Below are 20,216 nucleotides of genomic sequence, written 5' to 3'. Positions count from 1 at the left end.
CCTTTTTGGCGGTCGGTCGGCTCGGTGGCCGACCAGAATTCTATTATTTGGCAACCTCGGGCAGACCCCTTAGTGCGCCACCCCGGCGGCAACGCTTTCGTCGATGAAGCGGCCTTCCTTGAAGCGATCCAGTGAAAAGGCTTCGGTCAGCGGTGAGTGGCCCGTGGCCATCAGCTGTGCCATGCCCCAACCCGAGCCCGGAATGGCTTTGAAGCCACCGGTACCCCAGCCACCATTGATGAAGCAGCCTTGCAGCGGTGTCTTCGACAAGATGGGAGAGCGGTCGCCGGTCATATCCACGATCCCACCCCACTGCCGCAGCATTTTCAGGCGCGAGATCATCGGGAAAGTTTCGACCAGCGCGCGGACGGTTTCCTCGATGTGGTGGAAAGACCCGCGCTGGGTATAGTTGTTGAACCCGTCGGTACCGCCACCGATCACCATCTCGCCTTTGTCTGATTGCGACATGTACCCATGCACGGTGTTCGCCATCACGACCACATCCATGCAGGGCTTGATCGGCTCGGATACCAGCGCCTGCAGCGCAATCGCTTCCAGCGGCAGACGGAAACCCGCCATCTCGGCCAGTTGACCGGAATGACCCGCAACCACGATACCCAGCTTGTCACAATCGATAGCACCTTTGGTGGTGTCGACGCCAACCACTCGGCCGTTATCCGAGCGCACGCCGGTGGCTTCGCATTGCTGGATGATGTCCATGCCCATGGCCGAACACGCGCGCGCATAGCCCCACGCCACGGCGTCGTGACGTGCGGTGCCGCCGCGTTCCTGCCACAGCGCACCCAGAACCGGGTAACGTGGGCCGTCGAGGTTAATGATCGGAACCAGTTCTTTGACACGCTCAGGGGTGATCCATTCGGTCTTTACATCCTGCAGTGCGTTGGCGTGCGCCGTGCGCTGATACCCGCGAATTTCGTGCTGAGTCTGCGCCAGCATCATCACGCCACGCGGGCTGAACATGATGTTGTAATTCAGGTCCTGGCTCAGGTCTTCATAAAGGCTGCGTGCTTTTTCGTAGATCGCCGCAGACGGGTCCTGCAGATAGTTCGAGCGGATGATGGTCGTGTTGCGACCGGTGTTGCCACCGCCCAGCCAGCCTTTTTCGATAACCGCGACATTCTGAATGCCGTAATTCTTACCCAGATAATACGCGGTCGCCAAACCGTGCCCGCCAGCACCGACGATGATGACGTCATAACGTTTCTTGGGTTCGGGCGAGCGCCAGGCGCGCTCCCATCCGGTGTGATAGCGCAGAGCTTCCCGCGCAACAGCAAAGGCTGAATAGTGTTTCATGTGCGAATCCATCCGGTTCGGTGATTGGGCGCAGATATGCCGTGTGACTGCATATTACCCCTGCCGCGCAACGCCGCAATATCGCACTATTGCGACATGTCGCTCATTCGCGGCCATTTGTCCCTTTTGTCGGGCGGCCAGCAGGTCTAAGTCAGGACAACATCTTCGGAGAGACAATGACGTTCTGGGTTCTGATTTTTCTTGTCGCGCTGCTGATCGCGGCTTTCCTGAGCTTTACACTTCTGCGCAAACGCCGGGGGAAAAAACCTGCTGCTGCGTATGACCTCGAGGTTTATCGCGAGCAACTGGCAGGGGTCGACAAAGACCTTGCACGCGGCGTGATCGGTGAGGCGGATGCCGAACGGGTCCGGACCGAAATCTCTCGTCGTATTCTGGCTGCTGACGAGCACATGAAAAACGGCAACGCAGATGCCGGGCCATCGCGGGTCGTTTCCATCGTGTCGGTAACTATTGTCGCCCTGCTTCTGATCGGCGGCGCAATGGCTATGTATGATCGAACCGGCGCGGTGGGTTTGCCTGACATGCCGCTGACGGCGCGTATGGAGCTGGCTGAAGAAGTCCGCGCCAATCGCCCGCCTCAGGACGCGGCCGAGCAGCTCGCAACCCCTCCGCAGCCCGCGCAGCTGGACGAAAGCTATGCAGCACTCCTGACCCAGCTGCGGGACACCGTTGCCGCCCGTCCGGATGATTTGCAGGGGCAGATGCTGTTGGCACAGCACGAAACCAACGCAGGTAACTTCAAGGCGGGATATACCGCGCAGCAAAAGGTGATCGAACTGTCCGGTGACACAGCCACCGCCGACGCCTATGCCGATCTTGCCGAGATGATGATCCTTGCGGCAGGCGGATATGTGTCGCCCGAAGCGGAACAGGCCCTGACCGAAGCGCTGAACCGAAACCCACGCCATGGTCCGGCGCGATACTACTGGGGGCAGATGCTGGCTCAGGTCGGACGCCCGGATCTGGCCTATCGCATGTGGGTACAAACCCTTCAGGATTCCCCGAGCAGCGCGCCCTGGGCCAGGGCCATTCGGGCGCAGATCGATGAGCTGGCCTTTCGCGCCGGTGTCTTCAACGCACCGGACCTGAGCGAAGCGCCCGGACCCAGTCAGGAAGACATGGCCGCTGCGGCAGAATTGACACCCGAGGAACGGCAAGAGATGATTCAGGGGATGGTAAACCAGCTGTCCGACCGTCTGGCCACTGAAGGTGGAGCGCCCGAGGAATGGGCTCGCCTGATTGCAGCTTTGGGTGTTCTGGGTCAGGGACAGCGGGCCATCGATATTCACAAGGAGGCGATGCAAGTCTTTGCCGGGAATTCCGAAGCGCTTGAAATCCTGGACGCAGCCGCTTTGCAAGCCGGGATTGCTCAATGATCCACGACGCATTCGAGGACTTTGCAGCAGCGTTGCCGCCGATGGCGGCGCTGATGGGTCTGGATCTTGGCGAAAAGACAATCGGCGTTGCCGTGTCCGACCGAATGCGCGGAGTTGCCAGTCCGCTGGAGACTGTACGACGCAAGAAATTCACGTTGGATTCTGCACGTCTGATCGAGATCGTGACCGATCGTGAGATCGGTGGCATCCTGTTGGGATTGCCAAAGAACATGGATGGGTCCGAGGGACCACGCTGCCAGTCAACACGGGCTTTTGCACGAAATCTGTCGCGTTTGATCGATCTTCCCATCGGGTTCTGGGATGAACGATTGAGCACGGTTGCGGCAGAAAAAGCACTGCTCGAGGCGGATACGACACGAAAACGTCGCGGACAGGTTATTGATCACGTTGCCGCAGGTTATATCTTGCAAGGGGCGCTGGACAGGCTGCGCTTTTTGTAACGAGGTCGGAGACCGTCAATGACGAACATGGTTTGGAAACGGAATGAGGTCGAAAGCCCTTGTATCCAAATCTGCGTTGTTCACCCGACCGAACGCATCTGCACCGGGTGCTATCGCACGATTGACGAAATCTCGCGCTGGTCCAAAATGGACAGCAGCGAGCGAGCTGAAATCATGGATGATCTGCCATCCCGCAAGCCGCGGCTGGCGAAACGGCGCGGTGGACGGGCAGCTCGCCTGAAAGAGTCTTAAGCCTTCAGCCTGCCGTTTCCCGCGCCGCGGTTTTACCCTGATTGGCACGTTCAACGCTTGATACGCGCAGCTCATTTCCAAACAAGGCCGTCATTTCGGATCGTGTGGCTTTGTCATGCTGGACGGTGGTGCGCTCATGCTTTGATCGCTGTTTGACCCAAGCGGCGCGCTCCTGAACTTTTTTCATCAAACCCTTTAGCTTCATCTCAGAAAATCTACTTTAAAAAATTGTGTCGCTGCGGATCGAGTAAGAGCTCCGAGGGGATCAAGCTCTTGAACGGTAAGTTCAACGTGAGTGGCAACCCGCAGCGACAAGGCGTGGTAAAAGATGTTTTCCGTCAAAATAAGGGGGAAAACGCGCGGATAAATGATTGTTCTTGACGCGCCAGTCAACAAAAACAAGCACGGCTTCAAGCTTCCCTGGCGTCAGCTTTTAAGGATGTTTTCTTAATGCCGACAGAGAGTGTGCAGCGGCAAAAGCGGGAAAACCGCCAGATCACGTGTGGAACTACGGGGCGCAGGCAGCGGTCAAAGCTCAAGAACCTGACCGCTGGTATCTGATTCTATCCGGCTGCCAGCCAGGTTTTTGCGTTGTCGAACTCTTCGGACGGGAAGAATTGGGTCCGGGTGCCCAGAATATGGCTGGCAACCCTTTGCGCCATATGCTGCCAGGTTTTGTCCCCAACGATCGCTGCACGGTCCAACTGGCCGATATGACGACTGGCCAATCGAAAATGTGCGGCCAGCGCAGACAACCCCTGCCACCCGTCGAATTCCCGCAGGTCGATCAGCAAGCGGAACCCATTGCGGTCCTCCAGCAAAGCATCCAGATCACGCTCTGCCTGCTTGTATTCCTCGGGGTCCAGTTTGCCCAACAGGCTGATCTGCACACAAGGCCCGCCCAAATCTGTCACGTGGATCGAGCCCAGCGACTCGCGCATCCAGCGGCGGGCGGCTTCCAGATCGGCCAGATCAAACAGTTGAACCGGACAGGGCAGGATCGGGGCTGCCAGTCGGATGCTGGTCTGCACCCAGCCCTGATCGGCAACAACGGCAATCCGGTCAAAGCCGCGCCAATGGCTAAGCCCCAGCTTCGTATCCGACCATGCAGCACCCAGATCATACCCTTTGAATTCAGGCTGCACGATGGCCAGCAGCCGCACCGCGTCATGCTCGGCCAGGGCGGCCTCGATCGCGGGAACCAGGGTGTTTGTGTAATCGGCGCTTGTAACCTGCCCTGACAACTCAACTTCTATCAGCGCACCATCAGAACTCGTCTGGACCACAATCATCGGTCAAATCCTCCAAAGCCAAATAATGACAGGAGGTTAGGCAGATTCGACCCATTCGGCTACTCCCCCAGAGCATTCAGGGCGGAAATAGGCGATCATCCGTCCATCTGGCCCAGCAGCGGCCGCGTCGGCCCAGGGCGCAACGCCGTGTAAACAATGGCGATGCAACAGATAGGCTTCTCCCGGCTTGGCGGGCAACTCAACCCTCGGGCAGGTGTCAAAAACCTCTCGGCGGGCGGCCTGATAGATGTCTGTAATGTCAACTTCGTGCAGTGCCTCTGGTGGCTCATCTTTCAGCGCGTCCCTGAACGCAGCCCCCAGAATGTGATGGCTGCCTTCCCACAGCACCATGGGAGACGCATCGGCGCTGGCCTCGGTCAGCGGTATGCCCAAAATCCATGCATGAGGTTCATCCACGCGCCGACGACGATCCGGGCCCATTGGGCGCAAACCGTCCACATGGGCTGCATCCCGGTTTCGACGGTACCGAGTGGCAGCCTCATTTTCCCCGCGGCGCGGGCGCGGGTAGCCCGGATGGATCACCGAAACCTGCCCTTTGTGCAGGGGCAAATCACCATAATGTTCGTCAATGAATGCCATGGCTTGCCCGGTCAGCGGTCCGGACGTGCCGACCCTGCCCCGCGCGTCATTAGGCAAGGCATCCACGCCTATGAACCACGTGCCTTCGCAGTCCAACCATTCCGCATGAGCAGGATCTGTTGTTGATGCAAGCGCAGCAGGTAACGCATGGCTCACCCACTCAGCCAATGTTGGATCATAGGGGAACGTCACCCAGCCTTTGGCCCAGAAATCACTCATAGCCCAACCGCTTTGCGCAGCATGTTCAGGGCCACCAGCGTCAGAAATACCGCAAAAACCCGCTTCAAAGGTTTTGGATCCATCGCATGGGCCAGTTTCACCCCCCAGGGTGCGGTGATCATCGTCATCGCGACAACAATTCCAAAGGCCACAATATTGACGGCCCCGATGGTTAATGGAGGCCGATGTTCGGGCGCGATCTCAAGAAACAGAAAGCCGATGACCGACGGCACGGCGATGATCACTCCGAACCCGGCCGCAGTTGCGACCGCGCGGTGGATCGACGTGTTGTAGAGACTCATCAGTGGCACCCCAAAGCTGCCCCCGCCAATCCCCATCAGAACCGAGAGGAACCCGACCATGGGCGACAGAATTGCCCGCTTGATCCCGCCGGGCATGACATCGCCCAGCCGCCATTCAGCGCGGCCCAGCCCAAGATAAGCACCGATTACCATCCCCAGAACTCCGAAAAGCGCCTGCAAGGCTTCGGTCCGCAGGGCGGACGCGACCAGAACGCCGATTATCGCGCCAATGACGATACCCGGGCCCCAACTACGCAGAATATCCCAATCTACGGCACCTTTTTTGTTATGCGCCATAACCGAGCGCACCGATGTCACGATGATCGTGGCAAGCGATGTCGCAAGGCACAGTTGCATCAGCTGCGGACCGCCGTACCCAAGGGATTGGAACGCGTAAAAGAAAGCCGGCACAAGAACAATGCCGCCGCCGACGCCCAGCAATCCGGCCAGCACGCCGGCCAGCGCCCCAATCACAAGCAAAAGGCCCAGCATCTGGGCCAGCAACATCGTCTCGGGCATCGTTCCCCCTGCCGCTTAAACTTCTGCCATGGGCGCAACGCGGTCCAGCGCCTTCAGCATCACCTCGGGCCCGGCCCCCTCGTGCACCGCCCCCTCGGACAAGGCGCGTCGCCATGCACGCGCCCCGGGGCGGCCTGCAAAGAGACCCAGCATATGACGCGTGATCTGGTGCAACCGTCCTCCATTGGCAAGGTGTTGCTCGACATAAGGCACCATTTGTTGAACGACCTTAAAGGGATCACGCGGTGTTCCGGTTGCAAAGATGCGCTGATCGGCTGCTGACAGGATATCGCCCGGCTGGTGATAGGCTGCGCGCCCGATCATCACGCCATCCAGACCAGCCTCCAGGTGGGCCCTTGCCTCGTCCAATGAGGCGATACCACCATTGATCGAGATGTGAAGATCCGAAAACGCCGCTTTCATCCGGTGCACCAGATCATAGTCCAGAGGCGGAATATCCCGGTTTTCCTTGGGACTCAGCCCCTGCAGCCACGCCTTGCGCGCGTGGATCGTGACCCTCTGACAGCCTGCTGCGCGGATCTGCTCCAGAAACGTGGGCAGCACCTCTTCGGGATCCTGATCGTCCACACCGATGCGGCACTTGACCGTCACATCTATGTCCACCACCGCACGCATGGAGGACACGCAGTCGGCAACTCGGCCCGAATCCTTCATCAGAACCGCCCCAAAGGTACCTGATTGCACCCGATCCGACGGGCATCCACAGTTTAGGTTGATCTCATCATATCCAGCCTCGGCCCCTAACCGCGCGGCTTGCGCCAACTCTTTCGGGTCCGAACCGCCAAGTTGCAAAGCTACTGGATGTTCATCCGGTGAAAAGTCCAGCAGGTGCAAAGCACCGCCGCGCACAAGCGCAGGGGCAGTCACCATCTCGGTATACAACAGGGTCTGCGAGCTGAGCAGTCGGTGGAAATAACGACAGTGCCGATCTGTCCAGTCCATCATCGGTGCGACGCTCAATCGTGCCGCCTGTGTCGCTTTGCCTGTCACAGCAACGTCTCCGTCCTGCCAAATCCTGAAATCCCGTTGCCTGCTCGGATGGCACCGCCGCCCGAATCAGACGGGAAAGCCCTAACACATTCCTAGACCACCGTCCCGATGACCTCAGGCGGCACCGGTATCCGGGTCGATGCCATATCGGCTCATTATCATCTGAACGCTGTTTTCGATCGTTTCGGCCATTTCAGGTTCACTCAGGGCGCCGCCGCTGAACATCAATGGCCAGAACGCCCGCGCCTTGATCAGACCAATAAATTCTTGCCCTGCCCGTTCCGGATCATCAATCCGCAGCTGCCCATCCTCGGCCGCTTCTTTCAGCATGGTGATAAAGGTTTTGGTTTTATCGAGTTTGCCCTGAGCCGCAGCCGCGAGCTCTGGATTGCGCAAAGTTTCGCTGACTACCATCCGCGCCATGGCGATCACGTCGGGAAGCATCAAGATCCGCCCCTCGGCCCATGCCAGCTCGGTCAATTGCTCTCGAATATCACGACCCTTTTCGTAACGGATTTCGAGTACTTCGGCAAAACGGTTGGACAGTTCAACCACGATAGAACGGAACAGATTATCCTTGCTTTCAAAGTACTTATACAGCGTACGCTTGGACACCTCAGCCCGCGCTGAAATCCGATCCATACTGGCCGCGGCAAAGCCCTTTTCCTGGAACTCGGTCACGGCAGCTTCGATGATCTGTGCGTATTTGGACGCATTCGGTGCGCTGCATTCGTTCATACCCGAGCTATAGACCCATTGACAGGGGCTGGTCAAATCCCAGGTAAACGCAAGAGTTTACAAAGGTGAAATCATGTGCCATGAGTAAACCCGCCAGTTTACCTCTTGAGGAAGCAAGCGCGAACAGGAGAGTCCCCAATGTCCTTAACTTTGAAATTGAACGGCAAGACCCATGAGGTTGACGCCGAAGCCGGAACCCCCCTGCTCTGGGTGATCCGCGACGAACTGAAACTGACCGGAACAAAATTCGGGTGCGGCGTTGCTTCGTGCGGTGCATGTACCGTGCATATGAACGGCGAACCTGTCCGCTCGTGCCAGACCTATATCGAAGACGTCGAAGACGCCGAAATCACCACAATCGAGGCAGTTGGTGAAGACAGGATCGGCGCTGCCGTTCAGCAGGCGTGGGTCGAGCTGGACGTGGTCCAGTGCGGCTATTGCCAGTCCGGTCAGGTGATGTCGGCTGTCGGGCTGCTGTCCGAAAACCCCAAGCCGTCGATTGAAGAGATCGACGACTACATGTCCGGCAACGCTTGCCGCTGCGCCACTTATCAACGCATCCGCGCCGGGATCCAGCGCGCGTCTGATATTCTGGAGGCCTGATCCATGACCATCAACACCTCTCGCCGTGGATTTCTGAAAGGTGGCGCCGCTGCCGGTGCCGTGCTGTTGGTTGGCACCCGCCCTGATGGTGCGCTGGCGGCAGCCTCGTCCGAGACCGCTCAGTTCAACCCGTTTGTGAAGATTGATGCCGATGGCACGGTGACTGCCATCGTCAAACACTTTGAAAAAGGTCAGGGCCCTGCGACCGGCCTGCCGACGCTGATTGCAGAAGAAATCGGCCTGACCATGGACCAGATCGAGTACGAGTTCGCGCCGTCTGATCCGAACGTTTACAACAACCTTCTGTTCGGTCCTTTCCAGGGCACAGGTGGTTCGACAGCGATGGCGAACTCTTGGATGCAATACCGTCAGGCAGGTGCCGCAGCGCGCGAGATGCTGATCAACGCTGCAGCTCAAAGTTGGGGCGTGGATGCATCGGGCATTTCCATCCAAGAAGGCATCGTTAAGGCGGGCGACAAATCAGCACCGATTGCTGAATTCGTGGCCGCCGCGTCTCAGTTGGAGGCCCCGGCTGAACCGCGCCTGAAAGACCCGTCCGAGTTTCGCCTGATCGGCAATGAAACGGTGCGCCGCAAGGATTCGGCGATCAAAGGCAACGGTCAGGCGATGTACGCTATGGACGTGGATCTGCCGAACCAGATGGTCGCCATGATCAAGCGCCCGGAATCGAAAGGCGGCATCGCGCTTGGCTTTGACGACAGCGCGTCGAAAGAGGTCAAAGGTTACATCAACGCCGCAGTCCTGCCCAATCAAGCGGGCGTTGCTGTTTACGCAGAAAACACCTGGGCCGCGATTCAGGCGCGTGAAGCGCTTGAGGTCGAATGGGACATGTCCGGTGCTGAAACCCGTGACTCGGACCAGATCAAGGCCGAGATCATGGCCGCTCTGGACGCCGCACCCACGTATAACGTGAACAAGGCAGACTTTGCGGCTGTGTCGGCGGCCATCGAAGGGGCGGACAAGGTTATCGAAAAGACCTTCTACTTCCCGCTGCTTGCCCATGCACCAATGGAGCCGCTGAACTGCACTATTGAGCAGACAGCCGACGGGGACATAGTACTCCATGATGGTGCGCAGATGCCAACTGGTCCGCATATGGCCTACCAGCAGATCTTCCAGCTGCCGCCCGAGAAGATTCACATCAAAACGATGCTGGCAGGTGGTTCATTCGGGCGCCGGGCAACCCCGGATGCCGATTATCAAGTCGAGGCTGCCTTGGCTTTTGTCGTTACCGACCGCTCTCGTCCGGTGAAACTGGTGTGGACACGCGAGGATGATATCCGCAGTGGGTATTATCGACCTGCGTTTGGTCACAAGGTCCGTGTCGGACTGGATACACAAGGCGGAATACTCGGATGGCAACATCAAGTCGCCGGTCAGTCGATCATGAAAGGCACGGCATTTGAGGCTTTTGCCGTCCATGACGGAGTCGATCACAGTTCCATCGAAGGTATTGCAGACAGCCCATACAATATTCCTGGCATGGCTCTGGGACTAACGGACACACCAAAAGCAACCTCGGTGCTGTGGTGGCGCTCGGTTGGCCATACCCACACGGCCTACACGATGGAAACCATGATGGATCTGGTAGCAGAGGCCGCAGGCCGTGATCCGGTAGAATTCCGTCTGTCCCACCTGTCCGACACCAGTAATCCTGACCAACAACGCAAGGCGGCCGTTTTGAAACTGGCGGCTGAAAAAGCCGGCTGGGGCAACGCGCCAGAAGGCCGGTCACAGGGGATTGCGGTTCACAAGTCCTTTGGGTCCTACGCAGCTGAAGTGGTTGAGGTCTCGGGTGATCCAGAAACTGGCATCAAGATCGAAAGGGTCACCTGCGCCGTGGATTGCGGCATTGCGGTGAACCCCGATGTTGTACGCGCCCAGATGGAAGGTGGTATCGGCTATGGCATTGGGCACGTGATGCGTGACCAGATCACGCTGACCGGCGGCGCTGTGGATCAATACAACTTCCCGGATTACGAGCCGCTGCGTATTGGGGATATAGCTGCAATTGACGTGCATATCGTGCCATCGGCCGAAGCGCCGACAGGCGTCGGAGAACCTGGCACGCCGCCGTCGGCACCTGCACTGGCAAACGCGATCAATGCCCTGTCAGGTGTGCATGTGGCGCAACTGCCCATGGAAGAGCATGGCGTGAGCTTTGCCTAAAAGCACCTCCCCGCGTCGGCCAAACTGGCGCGGGGAAGTTCAAATTACACTGCCATCAAAATTTGATCAAATTTGATGACAAAGCAGATACATTGAAGTACATCTCGGGGGAGTAGCACCGACGGAGCCCCCAATGGACTTGAGCGCCCTGCACAATTTTCGCGTTGCAGCATGTGATCTGAATGGACAGATGCGTGGTAAACGAGTGCCGCCCGGTTACGCCGACAAACTAGAAAAGGGCGCAGTACGGATGCCATTTTCGGCACTGAACGTAGACCTGTGGGGCGCTGATATCGACGGAAGCCCGCTGGTTTTTGAAACCGGCGACGCCGATGGCGTGTTACGTCCAACCGAACGTGGGCCGGTGCCGGTTCCCTGGCTGGAGAGTGAAACGGCTTTGGTGCCGATGAGCCTTTATGATGACGAAGGAAAGCCATTTGCAGGAGACCCGCGCCACGCCTTGTCAGCGATGCTAGACCGCTATGCACAACGCGGCTGGTCGGTTGTCGCTGCGACAGAGCTGGAGTTTACGCTCGTTGATGCCTCTGGCCCGCAACCGCAACCTCCGATGAACCCGATCACCGGACGCCGTCTGTCAGACGAGGCTGTTTTGTCGGTTGCCGAGATGGATGCATTCGAGGCTTTCTTTACTGACCTTTACGACGGCTGTGCCGATATGGACATTCCTGCACAGACGGCCATATCAGAAAGCGGTATCGGCCAGTTCGAGATCAACCTGAACCACCAAGACGCCATGCGCTGTGCAGACGATACGTGGCTTTTCAAGGCATTGACGCGCGGGCTGGCCCGCAAACACGGGTTTGCGGCGACCTTCATGTCCAAACCCTATGCGGATGATGCAGGTAACGGGATGCACGTGCATTTCTCGGTTATGGATCAAGACGGGCGTAACGTGTTCGACAATGGCGGGCCTGAGGGCACCAACATCCTTCATTCTGCCGTGGCGGGCTGTGTCGCGGCCATGCCTGGCAGCACGCTGATCTTTGCGCCCCACGGCAATTCCTACACACGGCTTATTCCGGGTGCACACGCGCCGACGGGGGCGTGCTGGGCCTACGAAAACAGAACCGCGGCCATTCGTATTCCGGGGGGCGCGCCGGCGGCACGCCGCATCGAACACCGCGTCGCGGGCGGGGATATCAACCCTTATCTGATGCTGACCGCAGTGCTGGGCGCGGCGCTTGTTGGCATCGAAGACGGGTTGCAGCCCCCTGCCCCGATCACGGGAAACGCCTATGACATCGCCGACCTGCCCCTGTTGATGCCGGACTGGTCCACCGCCATCGACAGGTTCGATTCCGACTCTTTGGTGGCCCGGCTGTTCCCTGCCGATCTGATCCGCTATCTGACCATGACCAAGCGGCAAGAGGTCACTCGATTTACACATATTCCGCCAGAGGATCATTGGCTAAGCTATCTCGAGGCGGTTTGACCCCCCTTGCCGCTTCTGCCTGACTCGGGTAGGATTAATTTGATCAAATTTGGTGACACATGAAAATCGGCATTCTACAAACCGGTCACACCCCCGATGTGCTGCAAGGTGAATTCGGGGACTATGACGCTTTGTTCCCCAAACTTCTGGGTGGCAATGGGTTCGAGTTCGAAACCTTTGCGGTCGTAGATGGAGTTTTCCCAAGCGGTGCGGACGATGCGGATGGCTGGGTCATTACTGGCTCGCGCCACGGGGTTTATGAAGATCTGCCTTGGATTGCCCCACTGGAAAAGCTGGTGCGTGAAATCCAGCAAAGCGGCAAGCCGCTCATTGGTGTGTGCTTTGGCCACCAAATCATTGCTCAAGCTTTGGGTGGAAAGGTCGAAAAGTTTTCGGGCGGATGGGCCGTGGGTCGCACTGAATACGACTATGAAGGAAACAAGATCTGGCTAAATGCGTGGCATCAGGATCAGGTTGTTGAACCTCCAAAAGGGGCACGCGTTCTGGGCCAGAATGCGTTCTGCGAGAATGCGATTCTGGCGTACGGTGACACGATCTGGACAGTTCAGGCCCATCCCGAATTTTCCAACGGATTCGTTTCAGGCCTGATGCGGACGCGGGGTAAAGGCGTCGTGCCCGGAGACCTGATGCGCGAAGCCGAAAATCGCGAGACGGCCCCAGACGACAATGCCAACATCGCGCGCCAGATGGCCGAGTTTCTAAAGAAAGAGAGAGCCTGATGGCTGATTGGACTGATAAACTGCCGGACGCCGCCAAAGCGTACTTCCACGGACAGCGACTGGACGAGGTTGAATGCATCATCTCGGACCTGCCGGGTATTGCACGGGGCAAGGCGGTGCCTGCTTCGAAATTTGCAAAGCAGTCGTATTTCCATCTGCCCGATAGTATCTTTTACCAGACCATCACAGGTGGCTGGGGCGAGGCTGCGGGTGAAGATGGCTTTATCGAGCGGGACATGATCCTGAAGCCCGATTTCTCGACCACATCCGCCGCGCCCTGGACCGGAGACTGGACGCTGCAGGTGATCCACGACGCCTATGACCGGGATGACAATCCAATCCCTTACAGCCCACGCAACGTGCTGAAGCGTGTTGTGCAGCTCTATCACGACAGGGGTTGGAAACCCGTTGTTGCGCCCGAGATGGAATTTTTCTTGGTCGCTCCCAATGTCGACCCGGCACAGGGCATCAAGCCGATGATGGGCCGTTCCGGTCGCCCGGCGGCTGCCCGGCAGGCCTATTCCATGACAGCGGTGGACGAGTTCGGTCCGGTGATCGACGACATCTATGATTTCGCCGAACATCAGGGGTTCGAGATCGACGGCATCACGCAGGAAGGCGGTGCCGGACAGTTGGAGATCAACCTGCGTCACGGCAATCCGATCAAGCTGGCCGATGAGGTTTTCTATTTCAAACGCCTGATCCGCGAAGCCGCGCTGCGCCACAATTGTTTTGCGACCTTCATGGCCAAACCGATCGAGGAAGAGCCAGGATCGGCCATGCACATCCACCATTCGATCATCGACATGGAAACGGGTGAGAATATCTTTTCGGGTCCGCAGGGCGGTGAGACGGATGCGTTTTACCACTTCGTTGCAGGGCTGCAGAACCACTTGCCCTCCGGTCTGGCCGTGATGGCGCCTTATGTGAATTCCTACCGTCGTTATGTGAAGGACCACGCTGCGCCAATCAATCTGGAATGGGCCCGCGACAACCGCACAACCGGTATCCGCGTCCCCCTGTCAGGCCCCGCGGCGCGCCGTGTCGAAAACCGTATCGCCGGGATGGATTGCAACCCGTATCTTGGCATCGCCTTGTCGCTGGCCTGTGGCTATCTGGGCCTGATCGAACAGGAACGCCCACGCCGCCAGTTCTATGGCGACGCTTATGAAGGCGAAGGGGATATTCCTCAGGTCATGGGGGAAGCGCTGGATCTGTTTGACGGGGCCACTGCCCTGCACGAGGTCCTTGGGCCCGAATTTGCCCGCGTTTATGGCATCGTGAAACGGGCCGAGTACGAGGAGTTCCTGCAGGTCATTTCTCCTTGGGAACGCGAGCACCTTCTGATCAACGTCTGAGACACACCGTGAACCTGCTTTATTCCAATGACCGCAGGGGCGAATACCCTGCCAGCTGGTACGCTGCGGCGGCGAACCCGATGGATCGTTTTCCCGCGCTATCAGGAGATATCAAGGCGGACGTGTGTGTTGTCGGCGGCGGTTACACCGGCCTGTCCGCGGCGCTGCATCTGGCCGAAGCCGGGTTCGATGTCGTGCTGCTTGAGGCACACCGTGTCGGCTTTGGCGCTTCGGGCCGCAATGGCGGTCAGTTGGGCAGTGCGCAACGGATGGATCAGGAAGATCTAGAACGTCTTGTCGGCGACGAGGATGCCGCAAAGCTGTGGGATTTGGCCGAAGACGCCAAGGATCTGGTCAAGGCCCTGATTGCCAAACACCAGATCAACTGTGACTTGAAACCCGGAATCGCGGTTTTGGGCCTAAACACCTCAGAGCAGAAAGAGTTGCATGATCATGCGGGTCATCTGTCTGAACGGTACGGCTATGATCAGATCGAATTGTTGGATGAAAACGCAGGCCGTGCGCTCTGCCCGTCCCCGGCATACAAAGGCGGTTATCTGGATATGGGTGCGGCGCACCTGCATCCTTTGAACTTTGCTTTGGGGTTGGCGAAAGCTGCGGTGAAAGCAGGCGTGCGGATCTACGAAAGCACCGAGGTCACCGGGATAGATGAGTCACAGCCTGCGGTGATCCGAACCTCTGACGGGAGTGTCCGCGCCGAGCATGTGATTCTGGCCTGCAACGGCTATCTGGGCGACCTCAATCGATCTGTGGCCTCTCGGGTCATGCCTATCAACAACTTCATTGCCGCCACCGAACCTTTGGGCAGCGATGCGGCGCGGGTTCTGGCTCAGGATGTCGCGGTTGCGGACACCAAGTTTGTGGTGAACTATTTCCGCCTGAGTGCGGATGGTCGCCTGTTGTTCGGGGGCGGGGAAAGCTACGGCTACCGTTTCCCTTCGGACATAGCCGCCAAGGTCCGCAAACCCATGACCGAGATTTTCCCGCATCTGCGCAATGTCAAAATCGACTATGCATGGGGTGGAACGCTTGCGATCACCATGCGGCGGATGCCTTACCTTGCCCGGGTTGCACCAAATATCCTGTCAGCCTCGGGGTATTCCGGCCATGGTGTCGGCACCGCCACCCATGCTGGGAAGCTCATGGCACTGGCCATTCAGGGACAGGCCGAGGGGTTCGACACGATGGCGCGCGTGCCTGCCCTGCCTTTCCCCGGCGGCCCTGCCTTGCGCAACCCGTTGCTGGTGCTGGCGATGACGTGGTTCGCTTTGCGCGACCGGCTTGGGGTCTGATCCAGGTACTTTACGACAGATTGGTGAATTCTTGCCACTGCGCCGAATGAGCGCTTGGCTTGCCTCGTGAATAGCTTTATCTTTCCCAAAGATAGAATTCGGGAAATCCAAATATGACGCTTCCACCAAACGTCCATGACGCCGAACCCATCCCCGCAGCAGCCCGCGAAGCCATCGACGCCTTGATGCAATCAGGCGATCTGTTCCGCTATACCGCGCCACAAGATGCCCCGGTGGCATTGCTGGAAGCCGAGTTCGCAGAATTGCTGGGCTCGAAATATGCGCTTGCAGTATCGTCCTGCTCTGCCGCGCTGTTCCTGTCGATCAAGGCGCTGGATTTGCCCCGCGACGCGCGCGTTCTTATCCCTGGCTTTACATTTGCGGCAGTGCCTTCATCCGTCGTGCACGCGGACTGTATTCCGGTTCTGTGCGAAGTGGGCGAAAACTATCGCATCGACATGGCCGATTTCGAGGCCAAGCTGGGCAACGTTCAAGCAGTGATCATCAGCCACATGCGCGGACATACGTCCGACATGGACGCAATCATGGAACTGTGCGACGCGCGCGACATTCCTGTGATCGAAGACGCCGCGCATTCGCTGGGCACCACATGGCATGGCCGCAATATAGGCACCATTGGCAAGGTCGGCTGTTTCTCGTTCCAGTCCTACAAGATGATCAATGCAGGCGAAGGCGGCATTCTGATCACAGACGATGCCGATCTGGTCGCTCGCGCCGTCATCATGTCCGGCGCGTATGAGCATAACTGGAAGAAGCACAAAGGTCCGCATGGCGACAATTCGCCCGAACTGGAAGAAGCTTTTGCCCGCTGGCAGAATAAACTGCCGCTGTACAACCTGCGCCTGAGCAATCTGAGTGCTGCGGTGATCCGCCCGCAGATCCCGGAACTGGCACGCCGTGTACGCGACGGCCTGGCAAACCACGATTATGTGGCCGAACGTCTTAACAGCTCAACTTACATCAACGTTCCCGATCCGCTGGCACCCGAGAAGCGCGCGCCAGACTCGATTCAATTCAATCTGGTTGGGATGCACGAAGACGACATTCGCGCCTTTGCCGCCGCGTCCGAGGCACGTGGCGTGAAGGTACAGGTCTTTGGTCTGAGCGAGGACAATGCCCGCGCTTTCTGGAACTGGCAGTTCATGCCCGAAAAATTCGAGCTGCCCCAGACTCGCGCCATGCTGATGAAAGCCTGTGATGTGCGCCTTCCCGTGCGTCTGACACGCGAAGAGCTGGACGTGATCGCGGATATTCTGTTGGCCTCAGTGGGTGAAGTGACCGGCCCAGTACCTGTCTATGGCACCTGAAACGAAAAAGGCCCGCTAAATGCGGGCCATTTCATTTCAAGATCAGTTCAATTCAGCTTGGATAACTTCTGCTGAAGTTCTGCCAACTGCTTCTTTATATCATCCAGATCTTCTTTGGGCTCTGCCTTGCCCTCTTCTTCGTCTGGCGAGGACCATCCGCCGGACAAACCACCGGTCATGGCTTTCAAGAACGCTTTTTGCTGCGCTTGCAGCGCGTCGAACCCCGGCATTTGCGACATCGGGTTCATGGCGTTCATATTCTCCATCATCTTGCTTTGGCTTTCGCGCAGCATCTCGAATGAGCTTTGCAGGAATTGCGGCATCATTCCCCCGCCCGGCACCATGTAGCTGCGGACCAGATCGTTCAGCACATTCACCGGCAACACATTCTCGCCCCGGCTTTCATGTTCGGCAATGATCTGAAGCAGATATTGACGTGTCAGGTCATCCCCGGTTTTCAGGTCGATGATCTGCACTTCGCGCCCTTCGCGGATAAACCCCGCAATATCTTCGAGCGTCACGTAATCGCTGGTCTCGGTGTTATACAGCCGACGGCTGGCATAGCGCTTGATCAGCAGCGGTTTTTCTTGGTCCGACACCGGGTACCCTCCCCAAGGATGATGCGTTGCAGCACAGGTTATGCGACCGCAGCACAAAAAGAAAGGGCAGGTCAATGGACCTGCCCAACGCGATTGCACCAGATGGGAGGATTGGGTGCGGTTCGCGGACGTTTCTTACTTTGCAGTTGCAGCTTTTTTGGCTGCAGTGGTGACCTCGTCGGTCGCTTTCTTGACAGCAGCAGTTGCTTCTTCTGCAACGTCTTTGCCAGCAGCCATCAGCAGCTCAACGGTTTCGGTCTGAACTTTTTTCGCGATTTCAGCGAAGGCAGCCAGGTTTTCAGCTGCAACTTCAGCCGACGCGCTTGCAAAGTCGGTTGCCGCTTTTGCGTAATCGGCAGGCTCTGTCTTTGCTTTCGACATCTCGGTCAGTTTGGCCAGGGTTTCCTTGGTCCATTTGTTCGAGATCTCGGCCGATTTCTCAGCAGCTTCCAGAGCAACACCCGACAGCTTCTCGTTCAGCGAAGCGGTCGATTTGAATGCATCTTCCATTGCGGTGGTGTCCACCGGGAACGCGCCCATCATGTCTTTCATGATCGCGCTAAAGTCTTGGGTCTTTGCCATTGTCCTAATCCTTTTAGCCGGTCCGGGCCCACCCCGGGCTTCATCAGCTTGAGGACAATATGAATGCTGCGCCGCAGCATTGCAAGTTTTTTCTTGCTGCAGCGCAGAATAATTTAAGTTTCAAAATGAAATCAGGCGTTTGGATTTGCCAAAACATAGGTCCCCGGAGCGGGTGCAAGGCAGGGATAATCCGAATCGCCGGCAACGCGCGCAGGCACTTGTTTGCCGGACCGTTTCTTCAGCCAGGCGTCCCACATCGGCCACCAAGACCCTTCGTGATAATCCGCCTCTTTCAGCCAGGTATCAGAATCCGCTTTCAGGTCCGGGTTGGTGTAATGCCCGTATTTCTTTTTGCTTGGCGGGTTCACGATACCTGCGATATGACCCGACTCTGAAACCACGAAAGTCTTCGACCGCGATCCCATCTTCTGAACACCACGATAGCAGTCTTTCCAAGCGGCGATATGATCGGTTTCACAGGTAATGGCCATCAAGGGCACGTCCACATCACTGACGGACAACTTGTGTCCCATCAGCTCAATACCGTCTGTTGCAAACTCGTTGCGTTGACACAGACCGCGTAGATACTCGACGGCCATTCTGGCCGGAAGGTTCGCGCCATCGCCGTTCCAATACAGCAAATCAAAGGCCGGAGGCATCTCGCCCATCATATAACTGCGAATGGCCGGTCCATAGATCAGATCGCGCGACCGCAGGAATGACATCGTACGTGCCATAATCCACGAGCGCAGCACACCTTCCTTGTTCACCTCTTCCTCAATCCCGTCGATGAAATCGTTTTGCAGGAATGGTGTAAATTCACCCTGATCAGAAAAATCCGTAAGCGCCGTGAACAGCGTTGCCGATTTTACCGACTTGTCGCCACGCTGTTTCAGCAGTGACAGAGTCAGGCTGAGCGTGGTGCCCGCGATGCAGTAGCCAACTGCATTGACCTGTTTGACCTTGCAGATCTTCTTGGCAACGTCGATTGCCGTCAAAAAGCCGTCCTGAATATAATCCTCCATGCCGGTTTCGGCATAGCTTTCATCCGGATTGACCCAGCTTACAACAAACAGGGTGTAACCTTGCTCGGTGATCCACTTGATCAGGCTGTTCTGGGCTTTCATGTCCAGAATATAAAACTTGTTGATCCAGGGCGGGAACAAGACGATCGGTGTCTCATGCACAGTATCCGTCGCAGGTTTGTACTGGATCAGCTCCATCATCCGATTGCTGTAAACCACGTCTCCCGGTGTGGTTGCCAGGTTTCCACCAACCTCGAATGCGCTTTCATCTGCCAGCTTCACGACCAGTTCGCCATCATTGGCTTCCAGGTCTGCAACAAGGTTCTCCAACCCTTGAATCAACGATTGACCCTCGGTTTCGACCGCCTTTTGCAACGCATCCGGGTTTGTCGCCAGAAAATTGGTCGGCGACATCATGTCGATGATCTGCTGCGAGAAATACTGCAAGCGCCGCTTGTCCCTGGCATCCAAATCGTCGACCGAGGCGACAGCCTGCGCAATGGCCTGAGCGTTGGTTTGGTACTGTTGACGGATCAGACGGAAATAGGGATTGGTTTCCCACATGGGGTTGGCAAAGCGCTTGTCCCCGGGTTTGGCTTCTTCGTCCTCCACTTCACCGGTTGTCAGGGCTTGCTGCGCTTCAGCAAAGTTCAAAACCGACTTTCCCCAAAATTCTATCTGCTGTTCCAACAGTTTGGCGGGATTTTGCCAAGCCTCGGCCCAATAGGCCGTTGCTGCTCGTGCAAAAAGCTCTTGATTCGGGCCATCTAAAGCGGGGGTGTGCGACTTTTTTGTCGCCATAACATCGATCAAACGTTTCGAGAGCTGCTCGACCTTACCCATATTTTCTTTAAGGCGTTCAATATGTTCATCTGATACGTCTGGCATTTGATCTTCACTTGTTGTCATTTTAACAATTC

At 57.4% G+C, this 20,216-nt stretch carries 20 protein-coding genes; 10 read left to right on the top strand and 10 right to left on the bottom strand.

Going from position 1 to position 20,216, the window contains the following annotated elements:
* Positions 1 to 69: 69 nt before the first annotated feature.
* The gene (locus AC2FJZ_RS06710; RefSeq protein WP_496776658.1) at positions 70 to 1,314 is read right to left on the bottom strand and encodes a sarcosine oxidase subunit beta family protein; all 1,245 of its coding nucleotides are present in this window, start codon (positions 1,312 to 1,314) and stop codon (positions 70 to 72) included.
* Positions 1,315 to 1,490: 176 nt separating this feature from the next.
* Between AC2FJZ_RS06710 and ccmI the strand changes: the two genes are divergently transcribed.
* The 3 genes from ccmI to AC2FJZ_RS06695 are packed head-to-tail and all read left to right on the top strand — an operon-like array spanning position 1,491 to position 3,424.
* Complete coding sequence (gene ccmI / locus AC2FJZ_RS06705; RefSeq protein ID WP_496776656.1) at positions 1,491 to 2,711, top strand: c-type cytochrome biogenesis protein CcmI; 1,221 nt, start codon at positions 1,491 to 1,493, stop codon at positions 2,709 to 2,711.
* Positions 2,708 to 3,172, top strand: coding sequence for a Holliday junction resolvase RuvX (gene ruvX, locus AC2FJZ_RS06700; protein WP_496776654.1), 465 nt, complete (start codon positions 2,708 to 2,710; stop codon positions 3,170 to 3,172). The genes ccmI and ruvX overlap by 4 nt, the downstream gene beginning before the upstream one ends.
* Positions 3,173 to 3,190: 18 nt before the next feature.
* Positions 3,191 to 3,424 carry a DUF1289 domain-containing protein gene (locus tag AC2FJZ_RS06695; protein WP_050602055.1) on the top strand — a complete coding sequence of 78 codons (234 nt, stop codon included), beginning with the start codon at positions 3,191 to 3,193 and terminating at the stop codon, positions 3,422 to 3,424.
* Positions 3,425 to 3,428: 4 nt separating this feature from the next.
* Here the strand turns inward: AC2FJZ_RS06695 and AC2FJZ_RS06690 are convergent, their stop codons facing one another.
* The 6 genes from AC2FJZ_RS06690 to AC2FJZ_RS06665 form a co-directional block, all read right to left on the bottom strand.
* The gene (locus tag AC2FJZ_RS06690) at positions 3,429 to 3,611 is read right to left on the bottom strand and encodes a hypothetical protein (protein WP_496776652.1); all 183 of its coding nucleotides are present in this window, start codon (positions 3,609 to 3,611) and stop codon (positions 3,429 to 3,431) included.
* 376 nt (positions 3,612 to 3,987) lie between these two features.
* Entirely contained in the window at positions 3,988 to 4,716 is a 729-nt protein-coding gene (locus AC2FJZ_RS06685) for a SpoIIAA family protein (RefSeq protein WP_496669214.1), read from the bottom strand.
* Between the two features lie 36 nt (positions 4,717 to 4,752).
* On the bottom strand, positions 4,753 to 5,535 hold the full coding sequence (locus AC2FJZ_RS06680; protein ID WP_496669216.1) for a hypothetical protein: 783 nt from the start codon (positions 5,533 to 5,535) through the stop codon (positions 4,753 to 4,755).
* Entirely contained in the window at positions 5,532 to 6,356 is an 825-nt protein-coding gene (locus tag AC2FJZ_RS06675) for a sulfite exporter TauE/SafE family protein (protein ID WP_496669218.1), read from the bottom strand. The genes AC2FJZ_RS06680 and AC2FJZ_RS06675 overlap by 4 nt, the downstream gene beginning before the upstream one ends.
* A 15-nt stretch (positions 6,357 to 6,371) precedes the next feature.
* Positions 6,372 to 7,367 (bottom strand): tRNA dihydrouridine(20/20a) synthase DusA, encoded by a 996-nt coding sequence (dusA, locus tag AC2FJZ_RS06670; RefSeq protein ID WP_496776650.1) that lies wholly within the window; start codon positions 7,365 to 7,367, stop codon positions 6,372 to 6,374.
* Positions 7,368 to 7,481: 114 nt separating this feature from the next.
* Complete coding sequence (locus AC2FJZ_RS06665) at positions 7,482 to 8,105, bottom strand: TetR/AcrR family transcriptional regulator (RefSeq protein ID WP_496669222.1); 624 nt, start codon at positions 8,103 to 8,105, stop codon at positions 7,482 to 7,484.
* A gap of 138 nt (positions 8,106 to 8,243) precedes the next feature.
* On the opposite strand from AC2FJZ_RS06665, the gene AC2FJZ_RS06660 reads away from it, so the two are divergent.
* From AC2FJZ_RS06660 to AC2FJZ_RS06630, 7 genes are all read left to right on the top strand, one after another.
* Positions 8,244 to 8,708, top strand: coding sequence for a (2Fe-2S)-binding protein (locus tag AC2FJZ_RS06660; RefSeq protein WP_496669224.1), 465 nt, complete (start codon positions 8,244 to 8,246; stop codon positions 8,706 to 8,708).
* 3 nt (positions 8,709 to 8,711) lie between these two features.
* Complete coding sequence (locus AC2FJZ_RS06655; RefSeq protein WP_496776649.1) at positions 8,712 to 10,898, top strand: xanthine dehydrogenase family protein molybdopterin-binding subunit; 2,187 nt, start codon at positions 8,712 to 8,714, stop codon at positions 10,896 to 10,898.
* Between the two features lie 133 nt (positions 10,899 to 11,031).
* Positions 11,032 to 12,351, top strand: coding sequence for a glutamine synthetase family protein (locus AC2FJZ_RS06650; RefSeq protein WP_496776647.1), 1,320 nt, complete (start codon positions 11,032 to 11,034; stop codon positions 12,349 to 12,351).
* Positions 12,352 to 12,410: 59 nt separating this feature from the next.
* Positions 12,411 to 13,091 (top strand): type 1 glutamine amidotransferase, encoded by a 681-nt coding sequence (locus AC2FJZ_RS06645; protein ID WP_496776645.1) that lies wholly within the window; start codon positions 12,411 to 12,413, stop codon positions 13,089 to 13,091.
* A complete protein-coding gene (locus tag AC2FJZ_RS06640) occupies positions 13,091 to 14,449 on the top strand; it encodes a glutamine synthetase family protein (protein WP_050602045.1) in 1,359 nt (452 codons plus the stop codon). The genes AC2FJZ_RS06645 and AC2FJZ_RS06640 overlap by 1 nt, the downstream gene beginning before the upstream one ends.
* An 8-nt stretch (positions 14,450 to 14,457) precedes the next feature.
* A complete protein-coding gene (locus tag AC2FJZ_RS06635; RefSeq protein ID WP_496776643.1) occupies positions 14,458 to 15,762 on the top strand; it encodes an NAD(P)/FAD-dependent oxidoreductase in 1,305 nt (434 codons plus the stop codon).
* A gap of 113 nt (positions 15,763 to 15,875) precedes the next feature.
* Positions 15,876 to 17,090: a DegT/DnrJ/EryC1/StrS family aminotransferase gene (locus AC2FJZ_RS06630; protein WP_496776641.1), complete on the top strand. Its 1,215-nt coding sequence runs from the start codon at positions 15,876 to 15,878 to the stop codon at positions 17,088 to 17,090.
* Between the two features lie 47 nt (positions 17,091 to 17,137).
* Here AC2FJZ_RS06630 and phaR read toward each other — a convergent pair whose 3' ends face one another.
* The 3 genes from phaR to AC2FJZ_RS06615 all read right to left on the bottom strand — a co-directional run bounded on the left by phaR (position 17,138) and on the right by AC2FJZ_RS06615 (position 20,205).
* Positions 17,138 to 17,689 carry a polyhydroxyalkanoate synthesis repressor PhaR gene (gene phaR / locus AC2FJZ_RS06625; protein ID WP_496776639.1) on the bottom strand — a complete coding sequence of 184 codons (552 nt, stop codon included), beginning with the start codon at positions 17,687 to 17,689 and terminating at the stop codon, positions 17,138 to 17,140.
* Positions 17,690 to 17,824: 135 nt separating this feature from the next.
* A complete protein-coding gene (locus AC2FJZ_RS06620; RefSeq protein ID WP_050602041.1) occupies positions 17,825 to 18,271 on the bottom strand; it encodes a phasin family protein in 447 nt (148 codons plus the stop codon).
* 131 nt (positions 18,272 to 18,402) lie between these two features.
* Complete coding sequence (locus tag AC2FJZ_RS06615) at positions 18,403 to 20,205, bottom strand: PHA/PHB synthase family protein (protein ID WP_496776638.1); 1,803 nt, start codon at positions 20,203 to 20,205, stop codon at positions 18,403 to 18,405.
* Positions 20,206 to 20,216: the final 11 nt, after the last annotated feature.

The organism is Ruegeria sp. CDSA079, from assembly GCF_059612245.1.
Note: the sequence above shows the minus strand (reverse complement) of the source record. Positions and strands in the feature narration are given on the sequence as shown.

Bases quoted from the DNA above. Each gene is read 5' to 3' on its own strand.
- AC2FJZ_RS06710 (WP_496776658.1), bottom strand. From the start codon at position 1,314: ATGAAACACTATTCAGCCTTTGCTGTTGCGCGGGAAGCTCTGCGCTAT.
- ccmI (WP_496776656.1), top strand. From the start codon at position 1,491: ATGACGTTCTGGGTTCTGATTTTTCTTGTCGCGCTGCTGATCGCGGCT.
- ruvX (WP_496776654.1), top strand. From the start codon at position 2,708: ATGATCCACGACGCATTCGAGGACTTTGCAGCAGCGTTGCCGCCGATG.
- AC2FJZ_RS06695 (WP_050602055.1), top strand. From the start codon at position 3,191: ATGACGAACATGGTTTGGAAACGGAATGAGGTCGAAAGCCCTTGTATC.
- AC2FJZ_RS06690 (WP_496776652.1), bottom strand. From the start codon at position 3,611: ATGAAAAAAGTTCAGGAGCGCGCCGCTTGGGTCAAACAGCGATCAAAG.
- AC2FJZ_RS06685 (WP_496669214.1), bottom strand. From the start codon at position 4,716: ATGATTGTGGTCCAGACGAGTTCTGATGGTGCGCTGATAGAAGTTGAG.
- AC2FJZ_RS06680 (WP_496669216.1), bottom strand. From the start codon at position 5,535: ATGAGTGATTTCTGGGCCAAAGGCTGGGTGACGTTCCCCTATGATCCA.
- AC2FJZ_RS06675 (WP_496669218.1), bottom strand. From the start codon at position 6,356: ATGCCCGAGACGATGTTGCTGGCCCAGATGCTGGGCCTTTTGCTTGTG.
- AC2FJZ_RS06665 (WP_496669222.1), bottom strand. From the start codon at position 8,105: ATGAACGAATGCAGCGCACCGAATGCGTCCAAATACGCACAGATCATC.
- AC2FJZ_RS06660 (WP_496669224.1), top strand. From the start codon at position 8,244: ATGTCCTTAACTTTGAAATTGAACGGCAAGACCCATGAGGTTGACGCC.
- AC2FJZ_RS06655 (WP_496776649.1), top strand. From the start codon at position 8,712: ATGACCATCAACACCTCTCGCCGTGGATTTCTGAAAGGTGGCGCCGCT.
- AC2FJZ_RS06650 (WP_496776647.1), top strand. From the start codon at position 11,032: ATGGACTTGAGCGCCCTGCACAATTTTCGCGTTGCAGCATGTGATCTG.
- AC2FJZ_RS06645 (WP_496776645.1), top strand. From the start codon at position 12,411: ATGAAAATCGGCATTCTACAAACCGGTCACACCCCCGATGTGCTGCAA.
- AC2FJZ_RS06640 (WP_050602045.1), top strand. From the start codon at position 13,091: ATGGCTGATTGGACTGATAAACTGCCGGACGCCGCCAAAGCGTACTTC.
- AC2FJZ_RS06630 (WP_496776641.1), top strand. From the start codon at position 15,876: ATGACGCTTCCACCAAACGTCCATGACGCCGAACCCATCCCCGCAGCA.
- AC2FJZ_RS06620 (WP_050602041.1), bottom strand. From the start codon at position 18,271: ATGGCAAAGACCCAAGACTTTAGCGCGATCATGAAAGACATGATGGGC.
- AC2FJZ_RS06615 (WP_496776638.1), bottom strand. From the start codon at position 20,205: ATGACAACAAGTGAAGATCAAATGCCAGACGTATCAGATGAACATATT.